At 33.4% G+C, this 21,444-nt stretch carries 18 protein-coding genes and 1 pseudogene; 9 read left to right on the forward strand and 10 right to left on the reverse strand.

What is annotated here, in order from left to right; all coding sequences use genetic code 11:
• Window positions 1-578: 578 nt before the first annotated feature.
• Together ABX784_RS08685 and ABX784_RS08690 are read right to left on the reverse strand one after the other, a co-directional pair.
• Window positions 579-1,874, reverse strand: coding sequence for an O-antigen ligase family protein (locus ABX784_RS08685; RefSeq protein ID WP_372654632.1), 1,296 nt, complete (start codon window positions 1,872-1,874; stop codon window positions 579-581).
• Entirely contained in the window at window positions 1,861-2,346 is a 486-nt protein-coding gene (locus ABX784_RS08690; RefSeq protein ID WP_372654633.1) for a hypothetical protein, read from the reverse strand. The genes ABX784_RS08685 and ABX784_RS08690 overlap by 14 nt, the downstream gene beginning before the upstream one ends.
• A gap of 132 nt (window positions 2,347-2,478) precedes the next feature.
• Here ABX784_RS08690 and ABX784_RS08695 point away from each other — a divergent pair, with 132 nt between their 5' ends.
• The 6 genes from ABX784_RS08695 (at window position 2,479) to ABX784_RS08720 (ending at window position 9,808) form a co-directional block, all read left to right on the forward strand.
• Window positions 2,479-3,648, forward strand: a complete 1,170-nt coding sequence (locus ABX784_RS08695) for a hypothetical protein (RefSeq protein ID WP_372654634.1) — start codon at window positions 2,479-2,481, stop codon at window positions 3,646-3,648.
• Window positions 3,649-3,849: 201 nt separating this feature from the next.
• Window positions 3,850-4,227: a hypothetical protein gene (locus tag ABX784_RS08700; RefSeq protein ID WP_372654635.1), complete on the forward strand. Its 378-nt coding sequence runs from the start codon at window positions 3,850-3,852 to the stop codon at window positions 4,225-4,227.
• Window positions 4,228-4,401: 174 nt separating this feature from the next.
• Window positions 4,402-5,622, forward strand: a complete 1,221-nt coding sequence (gene egtB, locus ABX784_RS08705; protein WP_372654636.1) for an ergothioneine biosynthesis protein EgtB — start codon at window positions 4,402-4,404, stop codon at window positions 5,620-5,622.
• Window positions 5,619-6,617 (forward strand): L-histidine N(alpha)-methyltransferase, encoded by a 999-nt coding sequence (locus ABX784_RS08710; protein ID WP_372654637.1) that lies wholly within the window; start codon window positions 5,619-5,621, stop codon window positions 6,615-6,617. The genes egtB and ABX784_RS08710 overlap by 4 nt, the downstream gene beginning before the upstream one ends.
• Window positions 6,607-6,891 (forward strand): GNAT family N-acetyltransferase, encoded by a 285-nt coding sequence (locus ABX784_RS08715; RefSeq protein ID WP_372654638.1) that lies wholly within the window; start codon window positions 6,607-6,609, stop codon window positions 6,889-6,891. The genes ABX784_RS08710 and ABX784_RS08715 overlap by 11 nt, the downstream gene beginning before the upstream one ends.
• Before the next feature lie 97 nt (window positions 6,892-6,988).
• Complete coding sequence (locus ABX784_RS08720; protein WP_372654639.1) at window positions 6,989-9,808, forward strand: hypothetical protein; 2,820 nt, start codon at window positions 6,989-6,991, stop codon at window positions 9,806-9,808.
• 41 nt (window positions 9,809-9,849) lie between these two features.
• On the opposite strand, the gene ABX784_RS08725 is transcribed toward ABX784_RS08720, so the two are convergent.
• The 5 genes and pseudogenes from ABX784_RS08725 to msrA form a co-directional block, all read right to left on the reverse strand.
• A complete protein-coding gene (locus tag ABX784_RS08725; protein WP_372654640.1) occupies window positions 9,850-10,299 on the reverse strand; it encodes a CBS domain-containing protein in 450 nt (149 codons plus the stop codon).
• Window positions 10,300-10,432: 133 nt separating this feature from the next.
• A pseudogene (gene msrB, locus ABX784_RS08730) lies at window positions 10,433-10,852 on the reverse strand (peptide-methionine (R)-S-oxide reductase MsrB); the annotation flags it as partial.
• Between the two features lie 18 nt (window positions 10,853-10,870).
• Window positions 10,871-13,927, reverse strand: a complete 3,057-nt coding sequence (locus tag ABX784_RS08735; protein WP_372654641.1) for an efflux RND transporter permease subunit — start codon at window positions 13,925-13,927, stop codon at window positions 10,871-10,873.
• Window positions 13,928-13,939: 12 nt separating this feature from the next.
• Window positions 13,940-15,163, reverse strand: coding sequence for a TolC family protein (locus ABX784_RS08740; RefSeq protein WP_372654642.1), 1,224 nt, complete (start codon window positions 15,161-15,163; stop codon window positions 13,940-13,942).
• A gap of 85 nt (window positions 15,164-15,248) precedes the next feature.
• Window positions 15,249-15,746 carry a peptide-methionine (S)-S-oxide reductase MsrA gene (gene msrA / locus ABX784_RS08745; RefSeq protein WP_372654643.1) on the reverse strand — a complete coding sequence of 166 codons (498 nt, stop codon included), beginning with the start codon at window positions 15,744-15,746 and terminating at the stop codon, window positions 15,249-15,251.
• 133 nt (window positions 15,747-15,879) lie between these two features.
• Here msrA and ABX784_RS08750 point away from each other — a divergent pair, with 133 nt between their 5' ends.
• From ABX784_RS08750 to ABX784_RS08760, 3 genes are all read left to right on the forward strand, one after another.
• Complete coding sequence (locus ABX784_RS08750; RefSeq protein ID WP_372654644.1) at window positions 15,880-16,911, forward strand: AraC family transcriptional regulator; 1,032 nt, start codon at window positions 15,880-15,882, stop codon at window positions 16,909-16,911.
• A gap of 179 nt (window positions 16,912-17,090) precedes the next feature.
• Window positions 17,091-17,612: a hypothetical protein gene (locus ABX784_RS08755; protein ID WP_372654645.1), complete on the forward strand. Its 522-nt coding sequence runs from the start codon at window positions 17,091-17,093 to the stop codon at window positions 17,610-17,612.
• Window positions 17,613-17,680: 68 nt separating this feature from the next.
• Complete coding sequence (locus ABX784_RS08760) at window positions 17,681-18,079, forward strand: META domain-containing protein (protein ID WP_372654646.1); 399 nt, start codon at window positions 17,681-17,683, stop codon at window positions 18,077-18,079.
• On the opposite strand, the gene ABX784_RS08765 is transcribed toward ABX784_RS08760, so the two are convergent.
• From ABX784_RS08765 to ABX784_RS08775, 3 genes are all read right to left on the reverse strand, one after another.
• On the reverse strand, window positions 18,076-19,053 hold the full coding sequence (locus ABX784_RS08765) for an alpha/beta fold hydrolase (protein ID WP_372654647.1): 978 nt from the start codon (window positions 19,051-19,053) through the stop codon (window positions 18,076-18,078). The genes ABX784_RS08760 and ABX784_RS08765 overlap by 4 nt on opposite strands.
• 70 nt (window positions 19,054-19,123) lie before the next feature.
• Window positions 19,124-20,434 (reverse strand): histidine--tRNA ligase, encoded by a 1,311-nt coding sequence (gene hisS, locus ABX784_RS08770; RefSeq protein ID WP_372654648.1) that lies wholly within the window; start codon window positions 20,432-20,434, stop codon window positions 19,124-19,126.
• Window positions 20,435-21,444 (reverse strand): DHHA1 domain-containing protein (locus tag ABX784_RS08775; RefSeq protein WP_372654649.1); only part of this gene is annotated, 1,010 nt, incomplete at its 5' end.

A 21,444-nucleotide genomic window follows, 5' to 3' on the forward strand; every position in this document is an offset into this window, starting at 1 on the left:
AAATCATAAATAGTCTTTTCTTTTACTGCATCTGCTTCTTTATAGAGGTCTAGGGCAAAACTTGGATATTGAGATAGAAGCACACAAAAGACTATTAACCTTTTCATAACCATTTCCTTTTCAACATTCTAGTACTGATTACGTATATGGTAATAGAATAATCAATTACCGTGGTATCAGAAAAAGATTACTTATTCCTCGAAAATCAAAGAACAGCTCTTTGAGAATTTAAGTTACTGATATTGATAAGTTGAAATTCAGATTGATGTAAATTTATATATTTTTAAATAGATATGAACTAGGAATTTGAAAAAATGGTAGCCTCTAAATACAGGCAAACTCATGGGGAGTAGACTTGAGATCTCCCTAGCTCGCATAAAGTGGAGCTAGGGTCCTTTATAGTTCTAAAGTAACTAAAGGCCTTAAGACTGGGCCTGAATGCTCATAATGAAGATGAGGCAGATTAAAGAAATAATGGCATAATCAATTTTGTTAATTGCTTTCATGGTAAGTTCCTTCGTTTGATTTCGAGCAACTTATAACACAATTGTGAAATTTAGGGGAAAAAACTAAAAGTTTTACACACTTTTTAAATTACCAGTGCTGAGTTTGATAGCTAAGTACCCGAAAATTAACCAATACATCCTGTCTCCCATTCCTCCAAGAGATAAGTGGACATGATAGATAACAAACACCGGAATATGTGATAACAGGAAGATACCTACGACTTGTGTATTCTCGTCACCCTTCAGTATTCCTCTAATACTACCAACAATCATAAGAATAAACCCGATTGTAACGACCGCCATAAATGGCCATCCGCCAATAACACCAGCAGATACAAATATATTATGAGGGTCTTTGAAGGAGTTATAACCACCTACATTGATTCCTGAAGTACTCATGAATTTATAGAGGATCCCCTGACCAAAGTGTGGTTGCTCCATAAACATTTGAATGCCTCGAGTAACCTCTTCCATTCTAGTGGCAATACCATCTTGAGCAGGTCTCATTAAGAAACCTGTTTGACCAGAAGCAACTTCATATAAAAAGGTAGTAAGCTGAGCTCCAAATAAAATAATAAATAGGCTTACTAGGAATACGAATATAAATTTAAATATTCGAGTGTTTTTATCCTTTCTTCCAAAAGTTAAAACACCAATCCCTGAAACAATGAGAACTGTTATCATTGCTGCTTTTGTAGCCGTTAAAAAGACTGCAATAAAAAGTATAAATAAGATTAGGTATCGTTTTATCAAAGATATTTTACGATTAAATATTTGAGGAAAGTAAAATATAAAGGCGAAGGTTGAAGCTGATACCATATGAGGAATATGCTTAAAAACACCTATGAACCGACCTCCTCTAAACAGTTGAACATTAAACAAAGGAAGAAGGCATACCGAAAGTATCACAAGAGGTACTGAAATATTCCTTATGGTTTTAACAAACTTTTCAACAGAGAATATATCAGGAATCATAACCCCATAAATCATGATAAGGGCCAAGGCAATCACTAGTCCACCTATTTGCATCACCCATGAGTTCATTGGATGTACATATGCAATTTGAAATAGAGTCTGGATCAAAAGAACAAAAGAGGCAATAATCAGTAAAAATATATATTGATGTTTAAATTTATGCTCTCTAACTCTTCTTACAAAATAGAATAGTATTATTCCACCAATCAGAAAGTTTAATCCAAAATTGATGTAAGGGTGGAGACCGTGTTGAAATATAAAATATGAAAAGCTTCTAGGAACTTTTAAATATTTTAAAGAGATTTTTGATACAAACATTAACCCTAGTAGAAAAATACAAAGTTTTTCTACTAGCTTTTCTGGTGAAAATTTTAAAGATTCAAATCTTGTCATTAATTGCAATAGCAGTTAAAGCTGTTGTAAGCAGAACGCTAATTACAGAAATAATCTTCCAAGAGTCATTACTAATAAATGGCTTCTTGTGTTTAACAAAGATTGTGTCATTAGACTTAAATTCATACTCTTTATCAACTTGCTTATTAATTGCTTCATATAAATTAATATGAGTAACTTCTTTTCTTGTCTCGTTACCAATAACAATTTCTTCAACTTCGGCGTCTTTAGCAGTACCTCCAGCAAGAGAAAGAAGAGTAACTAGCTTTATGTCCTTAGGTACGTGATAGAGACCGGCCTTATTCACTGCCCCTAAAAGCCTTAGTGATATAAGTTCCTGATTTTTATATGATTGAAAGACAAATTCAGATGGCTTACCGAAACCAACCCCAGCATTAAAGGTTTGTGAGAATACCTGACTAGAACTTAAGAATAATGAATATACTACTATAAAAGAACGGATAAATTTCATGCTTTGATTCCTATAAAAAATAATTTTGTTAATATCCTACCAACTTTTTCCCTAAAGGAAACCTTCTTCTAAATAATTATTCTCAATTGACGATAACCTATTAACAGTAATTTATATTCGCATAGGTTTAAAATGAACGATGAAATTTCAATGTATGAAGTGTTGCAGATCTTCCTTTCAAAGTGGAAGTATTTACTAATACTTGCTCTATTTTTTACACTGATCGCTATTGTCAGGCATAAGAAGTTTCCCTCATACCCTGCTCAAGGAAAACTTTTGATAAAGACCTCCGAAAACAGTCAACTTAGATCTTTTCTAGATACAATTGTTGGAAGTCAGCAAAATATAAATCCAGCAGAAAGAGCAATTATTCTTCTTGAAACAAATGACTACTTTTTAGAGCTAGCAAATAGTTTCCTAAAAACAAAACAAGATTCTCCAGAGATCATGGATTATATTTCTTCTTTTAATGGTAACGACCAAAGACTAGCAAGTAGTCTTAGATCCAAATTAAAGTTCAGACTCAATAAAGGTGGTCAGATACTTTTCAACGTATCTACAAATAGAAGAGTTCTATCTACCGCTGTGGCCAACAATGGACTTCTTGTAGCTAAAAATTACTTAACCAATAGAGAATTAAAAGAATATAACGAAGCGGAAGCCTACTTCCAAAGCCAAATAGATCACACATTAAATAATTTAAATGATTTAAAATTATCTTCAATAAAGAAGATGCAACAAAGAAATGTAATATCTCTTGATCAAGAAAAAGGTGAAGGAACAAAATATCTAAGTGGATTAAAAAAACAAATAAATGATTCTCAAATTAAAATATCAGAAAATACTTCAACAATTAGAAAGTTAAGAAGTAAATCAAGCGCTAACTCCAAAAATCAATCTAAGTTTGGCCTAAATGCTAGAATTCTCCAACTTGAAGATGAAAATTCAGCACTACGAATAAAAATCACTACTAACGAAAGATACTTAAAGAAGATTAGTAATCAAAAGCTTGAACTTGTTCCTTTTGAACAAGAAATGGAAAAGATTAAGGCAAACTATCACTTTGAATTTAAAATCTATGAAGGTTTAAGAGATAAGCTAGCAAAGATAGGCCTGCAAAAAACTTACATTCAAAATAAAATTGATATTCTAGAACTACAAAGACTAGAAAGAGTTCGTTCAAAGCCAGGAATTATTCTTTTAATTCTAATTGCAATAATGGTCTCACAGGCCATAGGCTTCACAGTAATCTACCTAATAGAGTTATTTAAGCCTATTAAGAAACAGACACAACCGAACTAGATAATATCAAATCGAATAAGGGCCAAGACATACTTGGCCTATCTCTAAAAATACTAAAATATAATCAAGTACTTATACTTTTAATCTCCCCTCTCCAGATGTAAAGATTACAAATCCACTATAATTTATATTTAAATACCAATAGAATTTTAAAATACACATTGGCCCCAAAAGTAATCTTAAAAAAAATGGAGAAATATAATGTTTAAATCATTAATTGGACTATCACTACTTATAAGTCTAAATTCTTTCGCTTCTATACCAAAAGATACACACCTTGGATGTCAGCTATACACAGGTGAGTCGAGTGTCTTTTACGAGTTAAGAAAATTCAATATTTCAAAAGCTGACAGTAAAGGTGAAAGAACTTTAGATGCTTACCTCACAGCAGACGGGGAAGGAACTTGTTATAATACCTTAAGTGGTTCAACTATTGAGTGTGAATATACAAACAGTAAAGACCAGTTAATAGTTGTTACTTTAGATGAGCCATCAACTAGCGAAGTTGAAGGTACTGTCTTCTATGACGGTTGGCTTAATAAATCTCATAAAGTTAGCTGTGAACTATTAACATTCTAAAAGTTATATTATCTGAATCCGAGTACCAAGTGCTCGGATTCTTCTAATTACAACCCCTCGCTCTTACATCAATTAGTTTAAAAAATTTGATTAATTCTTAAATAAAAAATATAGTACCCATAACAAGATAAAAAAATTAACGTGATATAAAAAGCATAATAAAGGCTTAGCACTATGAACGATTTACTCGAACGCTTTCTAAAAGTTAGGCAGAAGACTTTAGATATATGTAAAAACCTAGAAACCGAGGACTTTGTAATACAACCTACGGCTTTTGTAAGTCCAATAAAATGGCATATTGGACACGTCACTTGGTTCTTCGACAAGTTAATAGCTCAAAAAGTATTACCTAGCTTCCAATCAGGCTTCTCTACCTACGATAAAGTCTTTAATTCATACTATAAAAGCCAAGGGCAACACTGGATACAGGAACGAAGAGGAGATCTATCAAGACCTACACTCAATAGCATCCTTGAACACAGAAAAATAATTGATTCAGCTATTATTGAAATTCTTAGTTCTTCAGGCTTAGATGAGAGAATTAAAGATTTAATCATCATAGGAATAAATCACGAAGAACAGCACCAAGAACTTATATTAATGGATATAAAGTATATTTTATCTCTGAATATAGAAAATCCTATCTTTGAAAAAAGCCCTCTACCAATAAGTCATAAAATGGAAAAAATAAATAACTTCATCCTTAAAGAAGGAATATATGAACTTGGACATAATGCTTCAAGTTTCTCTTATGACAATGAACTTCCGGCACATAAAGTTTATCTTCACGGATGTGAGCTAGATAATCACTTTGTTTCAAATGGAGACTATCTCGAATTTATAAAAGATAAAGCGTATGAAAATCCAAATTTATGGTTAAGTGACGGTTGGGACTGGATTCAAGAAACAAAGGTCAAGAGTCCTCTTTATTGGAGAAAAGGAAATTCACAATGGAAGGAATTTACTCTCCACGGAGAAATAGACTTAGATCTTCATTCGCCAGTTTCTCATGTTAATTATTATGAAGCAGATGCGTTTGCAAAGTGGAAAGGAAAGAGACTTCCACTAGAGGCAGAGCTAGAACAATTCTATAACTCTCAACTAGAAATTAAATCTGACAAGTTAAACAATATATTTCACTCAACAAATACTAAACAATTAGAGCGCAACCTATGGACTTGGACACAAAGCCCTTATACTGCCTATCCTGGTTACAAACCATTTGATGGTGACGTAAGCGAATACAACGGTAAATTCATGTGCAACCAGTATGTATTAAGAGGAGGCTGTTTATTCAATACTCCTGAACATTATAGAAAAAGTTACAGAAACTTCTATAGACCTGATCAAAGTTGGATGTTCTCAGGAATTAGATTAGCAAAGGATATAAAATGAAAATAACAAACCTTATTGAAAACATAGAAGTTGATTTTATAGAAGAATTTGCTAATGATGTTCTAATAGGACTCTCTTCTGATATAAAAAGTATCCCATCAATATACTTCTATGATCAAAAAGGAAGTCAGCTTTTTCAAAAGATAACTTCTCAAGATGAATATTACCTTACAAGAAAAGAATTTGAAATTCTTGAAAAAGAGTCTACAAATATTGCTATGGCGCTAGAAGAAGATGAGATCGATTTAATCGAACTAGGTGCCGGAGATGGACATAAAAGTATTCTTCTAATCAATGGACTCATAGAAAAGGGAATCAAAGTTAATTACTACCCTATTGATATTTCAAAAGAAGCGTTAATTCAATTAGATCAAAACATTAAATCTTCTTCAAAACTCACAATCCATGGAGTTGTCGGTGAATATATTTCAGCTTTAAAACATTTAAAATCAATTTCAAAAAATAAAAAGCTTGTTCTATTTCTAGGCTCTAACATAGGAAATTTCGATAGAGTACAAAACCAAATTTTCTTCAAAAAGTTATGGAAGAATATGAATGATTCAGACTATCTCTTAACAGGATTTGATCTTAAGAAAAGTCCCGAGATTATGAATTCAGCTTACAATGACTCAGAAGGGTTTACAGCAGAATTTAATATCAACCTACTCTCTCGAATAAATAAAGAGCTAGGTGGAAATTTTAATGAAGAACTTTTTGAGCACTATGGTTCATACAATCCTATATTAGGGGCAATGGAGAGCTTTTTAATTTCAAAAGAAACTCATAGTGTATTTATAAAAGCGCTCAATAGAACTTTCTATTTTGAAGAAAATGAACCTATTCACCTTGAGTACTCATTTAAATTTTCTTCAACAGATATTCAACACCTTGCTAAGAAAACAGGGTGTAAAGTAATCAAAGACTATAGAGACGAAGAGAACTACTTTACAGACTCTCTATGGCAAATAAACAAAGAGCAATATAATGAGCAGTAAAAAGAAGTTAATACACGACGAACAAAAACAACAGTTATACTTCTCTCTTCCTGAGGGGGAAGCCTATGTTACGTACAATATTGAAAATGGAATATGGAATTTAAACTACTCTCTTGTCTCACATGAACTAAGAGGTCAAGGCATAGCAAAAGACCTAGTTAAACAGACTCTTGAATTCGCCCTAGATAGAAATATTAAAATTAAAATATCTTGTTCGTATATAGATAAAGTCTTTAATCAAGATCTAGATAAATACAGCTCATTAATGGAATAAATCATCTAGAGAAAATATAAAATATCTCTTAAGAAAATATGCATATCGAACTCAGAACTGTTAGAGTAATGATATACCTTTCTTGGAGATTTTCTTTATGAAGACGATCCTTATTGCTCTAATACTGACAGTATCGACACACACTTATGCATTGAATGAAAGAAATCTCGATTTCTCGCAGAGCTCCAGTGGAATTAGTTGGAAATCTATAGATAACAATTATGTTAAATTAATTTTTCCAGACTATCTAGGAAGAGACTCTTTCTATATTGCAAACCTATTAGACTACTATTCAAATGTTGTCGGAAAAACCTACGATATAGACTCACCAGAAAAGCACACTTTAATTATTCGTCCAGAAGCTGCAAATCCAAATGGCTACGTCACACTAGCTCCAAGAAGAAGTGAATGGTTTAGCTCATCCTCATTTTCAACTTTACTAGGAAGTTCAGAGTGGTACCAAACCCTAGCAATTCATGAATATCGGCATATAGTACAATATGACCATTTTAACAGAGGCTTTACTAAATTTGTGTCAGCTCTATTTGGTGACACTGGCCAATCAGCAATGAGCGCAATTGGACTTGAAGCTTGGTACTTTGAAGGAGATGCAGTATGGGCCGAGACAAAGTATACAGATGCTGGAAGAGGAAGGTCTCCTCTATTTCTTTCGAGATTGAAAGCAATGCTCACAAGTGGTCAAGTTCCAACTTATGATGAGTTATTAAATGGAAGTTATAATACTCAACTACCAGGCCACTATGAATTTGGTTATGTGCTTATATCAAATGCAACAAAGAGATTTGGATCTGATTTTTGGAAAAAAGTCGTAAGAAAGATTTCATCATTCCCTCACCCCTATAGGCTCTATACAGCATTTAAAGAAGTGTCTGGAGTATCTTTTTATGATTTCTTCGACCAAACGATGCTTTCCCTACAAAAAGAATGGTCTCAAAACAAAAAACTAGTGAGTAAAAGAATAGATTTTCGAGAAAATACTTCACCTTTTAAGGTTGGAAACTCTATCTTCTACCTTCATGATTCTTTAGACGACTACTGGTCTATATATAAAAAGGAAAAAAATAAAAAAGTTAAAGTAATAGAAATTCCATTTTCAAAAGGCCTGAGTGCTATTGATATAAAGGGAAAGCACGCTGTTTATAATCAATTTCTTCCACATAGTAGATATGGTCATAAAGGAAGCTCTGATCTCGTTCTAATTAACTTAAGTACAGGTAAACAAGAAAGAATCACTTCTGGTAAGCGAATATATAATCCGAGAATAAATGAAAGTGAAAATAAGATACTTGCGACAGAGTTTACAGAAAAACTAAAATGGAACTTAAGTGAATTTGACCTTAAAGGAAATAGGACGAAAACATATTCAATTAAAAATGCGGATATATCTGAAGCCTATCCAATTGGGAAGAACGAAGTAGTCATTCTAGTTTCAAACTTATCTGGTCACAAATCTATTAAGAAACTGAATTTAAGTACCGGAAAGAGTATTAGCCTACTCCCTGCTTCTAGAAATAATATACACTCGCTTTATGTTAATAAAAATAAAGATATCTTCTTTGAGGCACAATACAAAGGAGTTACAGATATTTTTAAAATTTCAAAAAGTCGACAACTCTCCAAATGTACCAATGCTAAGATTAATGCTCTCACTCCATATGCTGATAATAACAATTTATACTATAGTAACCAAGACGGCTATGGATCTCATATTTCACGAGTTTCTCTAAATAAGTGTCAGCGCTTTAAAACTAAAGATTTGATTGATTTTAATTACCTCGGAAATAACCCATCTGATAACTATAACTACTTTAGCCCATCAATATTTAAAGACCAAAAAAAAATAAGAAACAAATCTCCCAAAAAATATAGTGTTGAGGACTATGGCCATATAGACAAGCGTCTCTTTATACCGCACTCATGGAGCTTTTTTGTTGGTAATGGATTTGGTGTTAACCTAGAGACTTCAAACTATCTCAGAACACTTGGACTTGGTATTCAATTTGGTCAAGATGCAGCAGAAAATCAAAACTATTCTGAGTTTAACTTTGATATAAAAGGATTTTATCCACTAATCAATTTAAATATAGGACAGAGAAGTAGAGAAGTAGATTTCTTTAATAGTGACTTAACTCTCGAATGGGAAGAAAAGAGTACAGGAGCGACTATAACTCTTCCCTATACATACAAAAAGAATCTTTACACTTTTACTAATCTTTTAAGTTTTAATGCAAGTTTAGTTAATACAACTGATTACAACTCCCAAGTAGCAAGTAATGCATTTTCGGCCAGAGACTTTACAACCTCATCAATTGAGCTTTATACAAAACTGAGTAAAGATCTAACTGAGAGATCTATTATTTCACCATGGGAGTTTATCTACTACGGAATATATGAGAATGCCAAAGGAGAGAATGCTACCGATTCTTCATATCGAGTATTCCATTCCTCACAGATAAATATTCCTGGAGTATTTGCAAATGATGGACTCTACTTTACTTATGCACAGGAAAAGCAAAAAGACACTATTCAATCCTATAAGTTTCTTCCAATCCAATTAAATACTGTAGGATCAGTTTTCTCTAGAGGCTATGATTATGAAAGTACTCCATTTTATAACAAAATCACTGCTAACTATACTTTTCCACTTTTGACTCCCGACTTTGATATTTGGGGAATTTATTATTTAAGAAGAGCTTTTGCGAATCTATTCATCGATTCCACAAAGCTAGAGTCTCGCTTTAAAAATTCTACCTATAATAGCTCTGGAATTGAAATAGAACTTGAATCAGTCTTATTTAGAAAATTACCAATTAACTTTGGTACAAGATATATCTATAAGTATTTAAATGAAGAGACTTTAACAGAGTACTTCATCAATACATCTCTAAGCTTCTAAGAAATGCTCCTACCTATTTAAAAGTAGGAGCTCTAAGGAAGTTACTTCAAATTAGAATATGCTCTAAGAAGGTCTTTACGAGTTACCATTCCAACAAGCTTTTGACCTTCAACAACAGGAATTCTTTTAAGTCCACTATGAGACATAAGAGATACGACATCTGAAAGAGATTGATCAGCTGTCACTGTCTTAACATTATTGCTCATGACCTCTGAAATTTTCTTTGTCTTTGATTCTTTATAAATATTTTCAATATCACTAAAGTAGAAGTTTTGCCCAAATAACATCTTTATCGAAGCGAGGGCATGTGGGATATCAGCGTCTCGACCTACGAAGTCAGATTCAGTTAAAATACCAACAATTTCTTTTTCAGAATTCACAACAGGCATAACACTAAAACCTCTTTCACACATCAGCTTGGCCACCTCTTCAACTGTACAATCCTCACTACAAGACACTACTCCCGTAGTCATAAACTCAGAAACTTGCATCGCTTCCTCCTATTAAAAATAATATATTTGCATACTATTATAACATAGAGTCGACAAAATAACTTTACTGTTAAATATCATATAAAAGTGTATTCAATGTTACTTAAGATCTTCTTTAGATTGTTTAGGACACCTAAAAGAGCTCTAAGAACTCTCCGTAACCTTCTCTCTCAAGGTCTTCTTTTGCTATAAACCTTAAGCTTGCAGAATTAATACAATAACGTAATCCATTAGGACCTGGTCCATCAGGAAATACATGACCTAGATGAGAGTCACCATTTTTAGACCTAACTTCAATTCTTCTCATAGAGAACTTATCGTCCGCATGTTCAGTAATAAACTCATCGACGATAGGCTTGGTAAAGCTAGGCCATCCACATCCAGAATCGAACTTATCAAAAGAGGTAAATAAAGGCTCACCTGAAACAATATCCACGTATAAACCTTCATCTTTTGAATCCCAGAACTCACCAGTATATGGTCTTTCTGTTCCATCTTTTTGAGTGACTTCAAATTGAATTGAAGTCAGCTCTTTTATCTTATCTTTATCTTTAAAGTACTTTGTCATTCTCTACTCCTCTACTAGGATCTTACGCCTAGGTCTTGCAACCATTGTATAAAAGCTAGGAATAACAATTAATGTAAATACAGTTGAAAGAGATACCCCACCAAGGATAACTAATGCCATAGGCATTCTAGTTTCTGAACCTGCACCAGTTAAAACTGCAGCAGGAACCGCAGATGCAAGAGTAGTAAAGGTCGTCATAATGATAGGTCTGAATCTAGTCGTACAAGCTGATATAACTGCTTCCTCAATAGTCATTCCCTCTTCTCTTAAGTGATTTGAAAACTCCACAATTAAAATAGAGGTTTTCTTAACGATCCCCATTGTAAGTAAAATACCAATCATCGAGTATATATTTAGAGTCTGCCCTGAAACAAGTAGTGCTAGAAATGATCCAGTCAAACCAAAAGGAATTGCTAGAAATACCGTAATTGGATCTAAGAAAGAGTTAAACTGACTTCCTAGAACCATATAAGCAATAACTAGTCCTAAGATCATAATAAGGACGATATTGATAAGTGATTCATTTAAATCTTTTGAGAAATTAATATTATATTTTTCAGGTAAAATATTTGGGGCTATTTTTTTGATAAAATCAAAGGCCTCACTCTGAGTTGTGTCATTATTTAAGTTTGCGTCCACTCTCACACCACGAGTTCTATTTTCTCTATAAATACTTTGTGGTCCAAATGCTGGAGCAATATCAACAACGTCAGTAAGAGTTACAAACTCTCCACGGTTATTTTGTAATAATAAAGAAGATATTGTTTCAGGCAATCTATCACTTTCTTGTAATTGAACAAAGATATCATACCTTCTTCCACCTTCTGTATACTTACCTCCACTGACTCCTCCGACACCAACATTTAGAGTTTGAGCAATGGTATTGATCTCAACACCTCTTTCCTGAGCTTTCAATCTATTTGGAGTAATATGAACCTCAGGCAATTCACCTGTATCATCTGAACGAATTCCTACCATCAAACCAGAATCATTCATTTCTTTTTTGAATTTTTCAAATATCTCTCTTTGAACTGCTAGGTTTGGACCTGTAATTGTAAACTCAACAGGACTCCCTCTTCGCCCACTAATTGCAGATCCCATTCTATCTCTTACAATAATGTGAATTCCATCGATTGATTTAAGCTGCTTTCTTAAATCGGAAGCAATCTCAAATTGAGATTTAGTACGCTTATCTCTATCTTTAAGAATTATAACTCCGAACCCTCTATTTCCTGATGAAACCCCTCTTCCACCACCAACAGAAATGATCACTCTTTGGATATCTTCATGGGCCATTACGATCTTTTCATACTCTCTAACTTTCTCATTTGTATAATCTAAACTTTTCCCATCAGGAGCAATAAAAACAACAAACATAAAACTTCTATCAGCTTCAGGAGCAAACTCTTTATTAATATGACTTAAAGAAGATAGAGATAGTAGAAATACAACAATAGATGACGATATAACTAGACCCTTATGCTTCAATGCTTTTCTGAGACATTTTTCGTAAAAAGTGTTTGAAGCTTCAACTGCTTTATCAACCCAGTGGTGAATAAATATCCCCTTAGACGTTACATTTAAAAATTGAGAACATCTCATTGGTGCTAAAGTTAGTGCCTCTAATGAAGATAGAACAACAGCCACACAAAGGGTTAGTGCAAATTCTCTAAAGAATCTTCCTTCAATTCCAGGCATGAGAGAAATTGGAGCAAAGATAGCAACTAGAACAGCTGTTGTTGCTAATACTGCAAATGTGATCTCTCTACTACCTTTAAATGAGGCCTGAACTCTATCATTTCCTTTTTTTGCATATCGAACAATATTTTCAAGCATTACAATTGCATCATCAACAACAATACCAATTGCGAGGGTCAACCCTAAAAACGAGAATGTATTTAACGTAAAGCCAAATAAGTGCATGAAAGCAAAAGTTCCGATAATTGCAGTAGGGATTGCTAATAAGATATTAAAAGTTGCAGATAATGAGTTAAGGAAAATCCAACACACAAATGAAGTCAGTAGAGCAGAGATTATTAAGTTTTGTATGAGTTCATCGATTGATAGACGAACAAACTGAGTTCTATCAAAGTTAACTGATAGATTAGTTCCTTCGGGAAGTGATGCACTTATTTCATCTACTCTAGCTTTTACTCTATCAGCAACATCAACAGCATTCGCTCCTCTTTGCTTGTAAATAGGCATTGAGAGTGAAGGAATTCCATTAACTCTAGAAATTCTAGTTCTATTTTCAACACCCTTATAAATATTGGCCACATCAGAAAGAGTAATAGGGACATAGTTTGCTCGTCCCCCTCTCTTACTTATAATCATTTGCTTAAAATCTTCTTCTGTTTTACCTTCACCTAAAACTCTTAAACTTTCTTCTTTCTCAATAGTTTCAAACTTACCTGCAGGTAATTCAACATGTTCTCGAGTAAGAGTGTCTATAATATCTGTAAGAGTTAGTTGATAGCTTCTAAGTTTCTTTGCATCAACGTCAATTCGCATCATAGGCTCTCGTGCCCCAAATGCTCTAACCTCAGAAACTCCTTCAATAGTTGTTAGCCTATCTACAATTCCATCTTTAAATAGAATATTTAAATCTCTTTCATTTAAAGTTTCTGATGTAATTGCAAGGTAAAGTATTGGATCATCTGCTGCATTTGATTTTGTAACTGTTGGAACTTCAACAGTATCAGGCAACTGTCTCTGGGCCCTACCAATTAAGGTTTGAACTTCTTGTAGAGCAAAGTCGATATCTTTATCTAAAGTAAACTCAAGTTCGATTCTACCAGATCCTCTATTTGCAGTAGATGTCATGTCTTGAACACCTTGCATTGAAACAAGAACAGACTCAACAGGTTCTAAAATATCTTTTTCAACAACCTCTGGAGTTGCACCATCATATTCATAAGAAATAGAAACTGAAGGATAATCTACATCTGGGTTCTCATTAATTCCTAATTGCTTAAAGCCAAGTATCCCAAATAGAATGAGGGAGAACATAATCATCCATGAAAAGACAGGATTCTTTATTGAGATTTCAGAAATATTCATGATTCTACCTTTTTACTTTCTAGGGTATTCGCCTAAATAGGCTTTTGATTGGTAATAAAGTGACTTAAGTTCAAGTGCAGCTTTTATATATAGTTTTTCTAAATTGATAACGTCATCTAGTGATCTAATCACATCAATTTGAGCAACAAGACCTTTATCTAGATCTTTAACTTGCTCAACATACGATTTTCTAATTTGTGTAAGAGATCTTTTTAGAGAGCTTAGCTGACTCTTTTTATTGTTGAAGACTTTTACGAAATTAGACCACTCTCGGTTTGAATTAACCCTATTGTATTGAAGTCTAGTTTTATCAATTAATGCTTGAACATTTTGAGTATTTACAGAAGAAGAAGTTTTACCAAAATCAAAAATATTTAAAGTAAGGTTTAGTGATACATCCCAATTGTCACTTCCACCATAATACTTATCTAAATAGTAATTAGAACCTAGAGATATTTGTGGCATATAGTCAGATTTAGCAATTTTAGATTTCTCTAGAGATGACTCATACTCAAGCTCTAAACTTTTAAGCTCTGGCCTGTTACCTAAATCAACATTATCTTCTAAGCTTAATTCAAATGGGTTTATTTTATTTTTAAAATCTCCAGCACTTTCAAGTCCAGAAAAATTTAAGAAGTTCTTTCTTGCTTCCTCTAACTTACTCTCAGTATCAAATAAGTCTGCCTTTAGCCTGTCATATTGCGACTCAAGGGCAAGAAGATCAGCTTTTCTGTCTCGACCAATCTTAGTTCTCTGTCTTACTAATCTTACTCTTTTTTCTAGGTTATCTAATAGCTTAGATACTTCTCTTTTCTCTTCGATTGATGAAGAGAGCTGAAAGTAATAAGAGCTAAAAAGAGCGAAGTATTCTGCAACTTTCTGCTCTTTAGCAGCGAGTGCTTTCTTTGGAATAATCTTACTTAACTTATAGATAGAAAATTCTGCTCCACCTTGGAATAAGTCTTGATTAAAGGAAAGGGCCAGATTGCCATCGACTTTCTTTAATCCAGACTTACCTTGATAAGAGTTATTTCCATAACTATTAGAGCTCGTTAAATTTATTGATGGATATAAAGTTGAAAAAGTTTCATCCAATTCAGAGTTTGTTTTTCTCTCTTGAAGATTGATTAACTTCACCTCATTCGAACTATCGAGAGACTTTAGAAAAAGCTCCTCTACAGAGGCATGAGAATTTACATTTACTAGAATTAAAGAAGATAAGATTATTTTTTTCATAGATTGGAATTGTAGACTTATAATATTCCAATCACAATGTAAGATATCTTCTGACAAGCATGAATATGCGAAACTTAAACAAACACTACTTTCTGATAAAGTGACAAGTGTATCCAGTAGGATTGTGTAATAAGTAGTCTTGGTGAAAATCTTCGGCCAGGTAAAACTCTCTCTCATCTTCAAGGTTAGTAACAACTGGGCCATTAAACCTATCTAACTTCTCTACTTCTGAAATAACTTTAGAGGCGATCTCTTTTTGCTCTTCATTTCTTACAAATATTGCTGAGCGATACTGTGTCCCAATATCGTTTCCCTGTCTATTAACAGTCGTAGGGTCATGAATCTTGAAGAAGAAGTGCAATAATTTTCCTAAATCAGTTCTGTCTTTATCAAAGGTCAACTTTAAAGCTTCTGCGTGATTAGTCATACCTGACTTAACGTCATTATAAGTAGGATTTACTAACTGACCACCAGTGTAACCAACATCAGTATCTATTACTCCTTCGAACTTTTGAAATAGCTGCTCCATTCCCCAGAAACAACCACCAGCAAGAATTATATAGTCTGTATTTAAATCACTCATGTCTTCTCCACGTTATATTTACTAATTATGCCCTAAAACCATACTAAGTAAAATTTATGTTTTCTTAAATGGCCTTTGTTCAACAATCAATAAATTATTTATACAAAAATATCATTAATAAAAGGCCATAACTTTGTCAGACTCAGCTAATATTCCGTATTCTAACTTCAATACAAAAATATATTCTCAGAAAGAAAAGATAGATGCTTACAAGGAAAGTATGAGTGTTGTCTTTGACACAAATACTGACCATACAAATCTAAAGCAGTTTGAAGCTCAAATTCACAGCTTTCTCTTTAATGAGATAATGCTTGTCGAATGCACCACTTTTAATCAATTCTTTGAAAGATCTAGGTCTAAGATAGCTAGAGATACCCTTGACCATATCCTAGTTCAAGTATTTCTTTCTGGAGATACCACTAGAACCTTAGACAATAATCAATTTAAGTGTGATCAAGGCTCTATTATTATCATCGATACATCTAGACCCTGGAAGGCACACAATTCAAGCTTCAAAAACATTACTCTAGTAATTCCTAAGAGATTAATTCGTGGTAAAGTCCCAAATGAAGATATACTTCACGGAAAGATATTGGATACAAAAACGAACCCTTTCGCCTCACTGCTACACTCTCATATTATTTCTCTTCGAGATAATGCTCCAAAAATCACACAGGATTTTGCTCATTCAGTAGTTCCTCCAAGCGTAGATATAGTCTGTGCAGCAATTAGCTTTAGTCCCGATCAACCAATCTGTAGCTATAGTCCAGACAAGAATGTTGTATTGATTTTAAGAATCAAGAATTTCATAGAAAGTAATCTAGGGAACTCTAACCTAACGATACCTCTAATTTTAGTAGAGTTTAATCTCACAAAGTCGACACTTTACCGTCTCTTTCCCACTCACACAGGTGGAATTATGAACTATGTGACAGAGAGACGATTAATTAAGGCCTATAGATCCCTATCCATGAAGTATAATAATAAAACAATATCTCAAATTGCCTACGAGTCTGGCTTTGAAAATGAGTCGAGTTTCACTAGGGCATTTAAGAGATATTTTAAATATCTACCAAGAGATGTTCAAAAAAGTTCCCATAAGTCACTAAAATTTAACTGTAACTCTCCGGACAGACTTTGGGAAAACTGGCTTAGAACACTTTAATAATAGAAGTTGGGACAATTAGGGTAAAGAATTAACACTCTCTGCACATTATGCTTTTAAATATCTATTAAAATTAAGGGATGTTAACCCATATTAATCCCATATTTTTGAGTAAATATAAATATTTGCTCCTATCAGTCCTTATTCCTTTGGGCCTGATCACTCTCGAATATATATTTATGGCCAACAGTGAAAGTTCTGGGATCATAATGTATACAACTGAAGCTCCGAAAGGAGCTATGGTAAAGCGCAATAATTTTATAACACTAGAAACGATAGATATATTAGTTGATAAAGGTGACACATTAGCGACCAGAAAGTTTTTTGATCAGTTTCAAATCACTTACTACATAAGTCCAGTATCTGAATCAATTAATATTAGTCCAACAGATCCCAAGATAAGTTTCGAGCGAAATATTCCATTAGAAGTTAGTTTTAAATTGAATAATGATATTGCTTATAACTCTATTCACATAATATACCATAGCCAGGTCAATAAGAATGAATCAGAGATAGGTATTCTGTCTAAGTCCTCATATCAAATAACAAATAACACTTTAACCTTTAAGACAGATCACTTTGGCAGTTATCAACTAGTTCACCTCCAACCGATCCTAACTAAAAACCTAATTAAAAGATCTAAAGATACAATACTTAAAAGAAAGATTAAGAAATACGAAATTGTACCAGTGAACTGGTAAGAATAAGCGTTTGATCTCTTTTTTAAAAATGATAGAATAATTCCTATGTTTTTACTAAAGGATTTAAAATGAAAAAAGTTCTATTTTTAGCTTCTATATTTCTTCTCTCTTGCTCTACTCCTAAAAAAGTACTGACTCAAAATATCCTGGGAAAATGGAAAGTAACAGATATTCAAAATGTCACACTAATAAAGGATGCCGATGCATTTTTTAATTTTCAAATGGAAGAAAAATTAAGTGGTAACACAAGTTGCAATAATTACTTTGGCTCTTTCAAAGTAAATGGCAGACAACTATCAATTACAAAAAGTGGCGCCACCAAGAAGTTATGTTTTGGAAAATTGAATAACTATGAGTTTTTATTTTTTGAATCTATAGGTAAAGTAAATAGTTTTGAAGTGGAAAGAAATTTCCTTACCCTCTTTGATCAAGAAGGTAAGGTTTTATTTAAAGCAAATAGAAATTAGAAGATTGGATAAAAGACTTTAGAAAATCTTTCATAATCTTCAAATTGTGGCATATGGCCTAGGCCTTTCAGCTCAATAAGTTTAACTTTTTTGTTTTTCTTCTGAATGGCCTTTCCTAATTTTGTATAGTCTCCCATTACTTTAGTCACGCCTTCTCTCTTCCAACCTCTTCCTGGTCCAGTCTTATCTCTTGTTCCGTTAATTAAAAAGATTGGCGCCTTCACCTTAATAAATTTATCAACAATATCGTCTGAGAAAATTGGAGAATAAGTTAAAGCATTATTCCAAGCGATAAGTTCCCAATCACCACCGTTCTTCCATCCTTTGAAAGGAGTTAAAAGTTCTTCATATGAGTCATTCCAGTCACCATCATAGTAAAATTTCTTTTGATAATTTCTGAACATCTCAACTGTTTTCTTCTTTTCGTTTCCATAAAAGAATTCAGGATCTTTAAATTCAACAAGGTCTAAATAAGTTTCAAGACCAATTGGATTTACAAGAACAAGCTTCTCAACTTCAGTCTTAAACATTGAAGACATATGTACAGCAAGCATTCCACCCATTGAGTGACCTACGACAGTATATTTCTTAATGTTTAAACTTTTTAATAATTCGTGAGTATTGCGAGAGAATTGAGCAAATGAGTATTGATAGTTTTCAGGTTTAGTACTTTTTCCAAATCCAATTTGATCTGGAACGATTACTCTATATCCTTTGGATTTAAGTTCATTCATTACTCTTTCCCAGTAATAACCGGAGAAATTCTTACCGTGTAATAATACCGCCACTTTTGAGTTCTCTTTTCCAATATCCATATATCTCATTTTCAAATTTTGACGTTGTGAGGAAAAAGAGAATGTCTCAACGGAATGAGGATACTTGAATTCTGAGAGTTCACTATCAAATGATGGTCTATTTGTACTAGCACAAGATACAATTGATAATGAGATTAACATTAGTAAAATCTTATTCATAATGGCTCCTTTATATTTAAGAGCCATTATATGCTATAAATGTATTCATTTGAATTTTATCTAAAAAAGTCTAAGGTTTAATTATATCTTTTAATTTTTCTAACTCAGAAAACTTAATATCAACTGTTTCTTTAGTTGATAAATTCTTTAATTGGAAGAAGCCTTCTTCTAATTCCTTATCCCCTAATATCGAAACAAATCTTGCCCCAAGCTTTTCTGCATTTGAGAACACTTTTTTAAACTTCACTGGTTCAAGAGAGTTTAAAGACTTAAATCCAAGAGCTCTAATCTCACTTGCTAGTTCAAAGTTTTTTGCGATTGCTTTCTCTGATTGAAAAGTAAGGTAGATATCCACATCATTTTTAGAGAGATCTGGAAGTAATTTATGTGTTGTTAAGAAGTCTGTAAGAGTAACATCTCCAAGTCCAAAACCAACACCTGGAACAGGATTCTCATTAAATATCTGAAGTAGGTTTGCATATGCTCCGCCACCACAAAGAGCTCTTCTATTTTCAGGGTTCTTATCAAAAACTTCAAAGACAATACCAGTATAGTAATCTAATCCACGAACGATAGTTGGATCATATACAAGATAGTCCTGTAGGCCTATCTTTGCTGAAATGTCGGCAAGTTCTTTAAAGCCAGCTCCCTTTTCAGAAAAACCAACCTCTTCTAAGAAAGAGAAAAGCTCATCAAAGCTCTTAATCGCTAAATATCTTTTAAATATCTCTTCAGATTCTTTCTCTAGAGATAGCTCTGTAATCATTTTCTGTAGCCCTTCAGGTTTAACCTTCTTGGCCTTATCCACTATCTTATACAGTTTATAAGAAGTTTCTTCATCAACCTTCATTAGGTCATTGAAGACAATATTTACAATCTCTCTATCATTGATGAGAATTTCAAAGTGACTAGAGTTCGCACCAAAACCAGTAAAGAGATGTGTGATAAGTTGAAGAATTTCGATTTCTCCACTTCTACCAACTTCCCCAAATATATCGCAATTTAATTGCCAATGCTCCCTAAGCCTTCCTCTTTGAGGTTTCTCGTAGCGCATAAGGTTTGGTATTGAATACCACTTAATAGGCTTTGGAATCTCTCTATGTACTTGTGCCACCATTCTTGCAACAGTTGGTGTCATCTCAGGTCTAATTGCTACAAATCGTCCGCCTCTATCTTCAAAAGAGTAGATCTGCTCATTTATTAACTCTTCACCTGACTTAGCTTTGTACAGAGCGACTTCCTCTACCATTGGACCTTCATAGGCCTCAAAAGAGAAAGCTTCTGCACTAGCTTTCATTTTATTGAAGATAAAATCTTGAACTCTCTTATCTGCAGGAAAAAAGTCTCTTGTCCCTTTATAAGGTTTTTTATTAAGTGCCATTTATAATTTTCCTTTTAGAAAACTTTCTACTTCCGAAATATTTGAAAAGATCTTCCCCATTCCATCAACTTCTGGTGATCCACCTTGAGCAAAGTGAGGTTTCCCCCCCCCTTTACCACCAACTGGCTTTAGAAGTTCTTTCAGTAGATCTCCGGCCTTAACTTTCTTATTAAGTCCATCACCAACCCAAGAGAAAGCTCTAATGGTTTTTCCATCATTACCTGCAAGACAAATAATTTTATACTCACCTTTTTCTAAGAGCTGATCTCCAAGATCTTTTAAAACTTGGGCGTCAGCATTCATTTGAGCAACAAATACTTTCTCGCCAGATACTTCTAGCTTATTTTCATTTTCAAATTTTGCTGCACTTGCTGATACTTTCTTAGGAGCTTCCTTCTTTGCAGAGGACTTCTTCTTAAGCTCTTTAATTTTTGTCTCAAACTCATTTGGCTTAACACTTAGAAGCTCACTTGTTTTTCTAAGAATAAGGTTTCTCTCTTGAAGTAACTTATATGCCTCTCGACCTGTTACTGCTTCAATTCTTCTAATTCCTTTTGCAACAGAAGATTCTGAAGTAATTAGCATTAGTCCAATATCTCCAGTTCTTTTAACGTGAGTACCACCGCAGAGCTCAACAGAGTCTTGTCCAAAGGCTATGACTCTAACTTTAGAGTCATACTTTTCTCCAAAGAGTGCTAACGCACCTTTTTCAATAGCAGCGTCGTAATCCAGTAAATCGATCTCCCCTGAAGTATTATTCATAATCCAGTGATTTGTTAATGCCTCGATTTTATCTAAATCTTCTTTTGATACTGCACTTTGGTTTTGGAAATCAAAACGAAGTCTATCCGATCTAACTAGTGAACCTTTTTGAACTGCATGTTTTCCAACAACTTTATGAAGGGCCGCATGAAGTAAGTGAGTTGCAGAGTGATTTCTCTTTATATCTGCACGAACTTCATTATCGACGATAAGCTCTACTTCATCAGTATTATTTAATTTACCTGAAA

The sequence above is a fragment of the Halobacteriovorax sp. genome (assembly GCF_041587335.1).
In the GTDB taxonomy this organism is placed as follows: domain Bacteria; phylum Bdellovibrionota; class Bacteriovoracia; order Bacteriovoracales; family Bacteriovoracaceae; genus Halobacteriovorax.

Excerpts from the sequence above, each read along its gene's own strand:
- ABX784_RS08685 (WP_372654632.1), bottom strand. The coding sequence starts at position 1,874 with ATGACAAGATTTGAATCTTTAAAATTTTCACCAGAAAAGCTAGTAGAA.
- ABX784_RS08690 (WP_372654633.1), bottom strand. The coding sequence starts at position 2,346 with ATGAAATTTATCCGTTCTTTTATAGTAGTATATTCATTATTCTTAAGT.
- ABX784_RS08695 (WP_372654634.1), top strand. The coding sequence starts at position 2,479 with ATGAACGATGAAATTTCAATGTATGAAGTGTTGCAGATCTTCCTTTCA.
- ABX784_RS08700 (WP_372654635.1), top strand. The coding sequence starts at position 3,850 with ATGTTTAAATCATTAATTGGACTATCACTACTTATAAGTCTAAATTCT.
- egtB (WP_372654636.1), top strand. The coding sequence starts at position 4,402 with ATGAACGATTTACTCGAACGCTTTCTAAAAGTTAGGCAGAAGACTTTA.
- ABX784_RS08710 (WP_372654637.1), top strand. The coding sequence starts at position 5,619 with ATGAAAATAACAAACCTTATTGAAAACATAGAAGTTGATTTTATAGAA.
- ABX784_RS08715 (WP_372654638.1), top strand. The coding sequence starts at position 6,607 with ATGAGCAGTAAAAAGAAGTTAATACACGACGAACAAAAACAACAGTTA.
- ABX784_RS08720 (WP_372654639.1), top strand. The coding sequence starts at position 6,989 with ATGAAGACGATCCTTATTGCTCTAATACTGACAGTATCGACACACACT.
- ABX784_RS08725 (WP_372654640.1), bottom strand. The coding sequence starts at position 10,299 with ATGCAAGTTTCTGAGTTTATGACTACGGGAGTAGTGTCTTGTAGTGAG.
- ABX784_RS08735 (WP_372654641.1), bottom strand. The coding sequence starts at position 13,927 with ATGAATATTTCTGAAATCTCAATAAAGAATCCTGTCTTTTCATGGATG.
- ABX784_RS08740 (WP_372654642.1), bottom strand. The coding sequence starts at position 15,163 with ATGAAAAAAATAATCTTATCTTCTTTAATTCTAGTAAATGTAAATTCT.
- msrA (WP_372654643.1), bottom strand. The coding sequence starts at position 15,746 with ATGAGTGATTTAAATACAGACTATATAATTCTTGCTGGTGGTTGTTTC.
- ABX784_RS08755 (WP_372654645.1), top strand. The coding sequence starts at position 17,091 with ATGGCCAACAGTGAAAGTTCTGGGATCATAATGTATACAACTGAAGCT.
- ABX784_RS08760 (WP_372654646.1), top strand. The coding sequence starts at position 17,681 with ATGAAAAAAGTTCTATTTTTAGCTTCTATATTTCTTCTCTCTTGCTCT.
- ABX784_RS08765 (WP_372654647.1), bottom strand. The coding sequence starts at position 19,053 with ATGAATAAGATTTTACTAATGTTAATCTCATTATCAATTGTATCTTGT.
- hisS (WP_372654648.1), bottom strand. The coding sequence starts at position 20,434 with ATGGCACTTAATAAAAAACCTTATAAAGGGACAAGAGACTTTTTTCCT.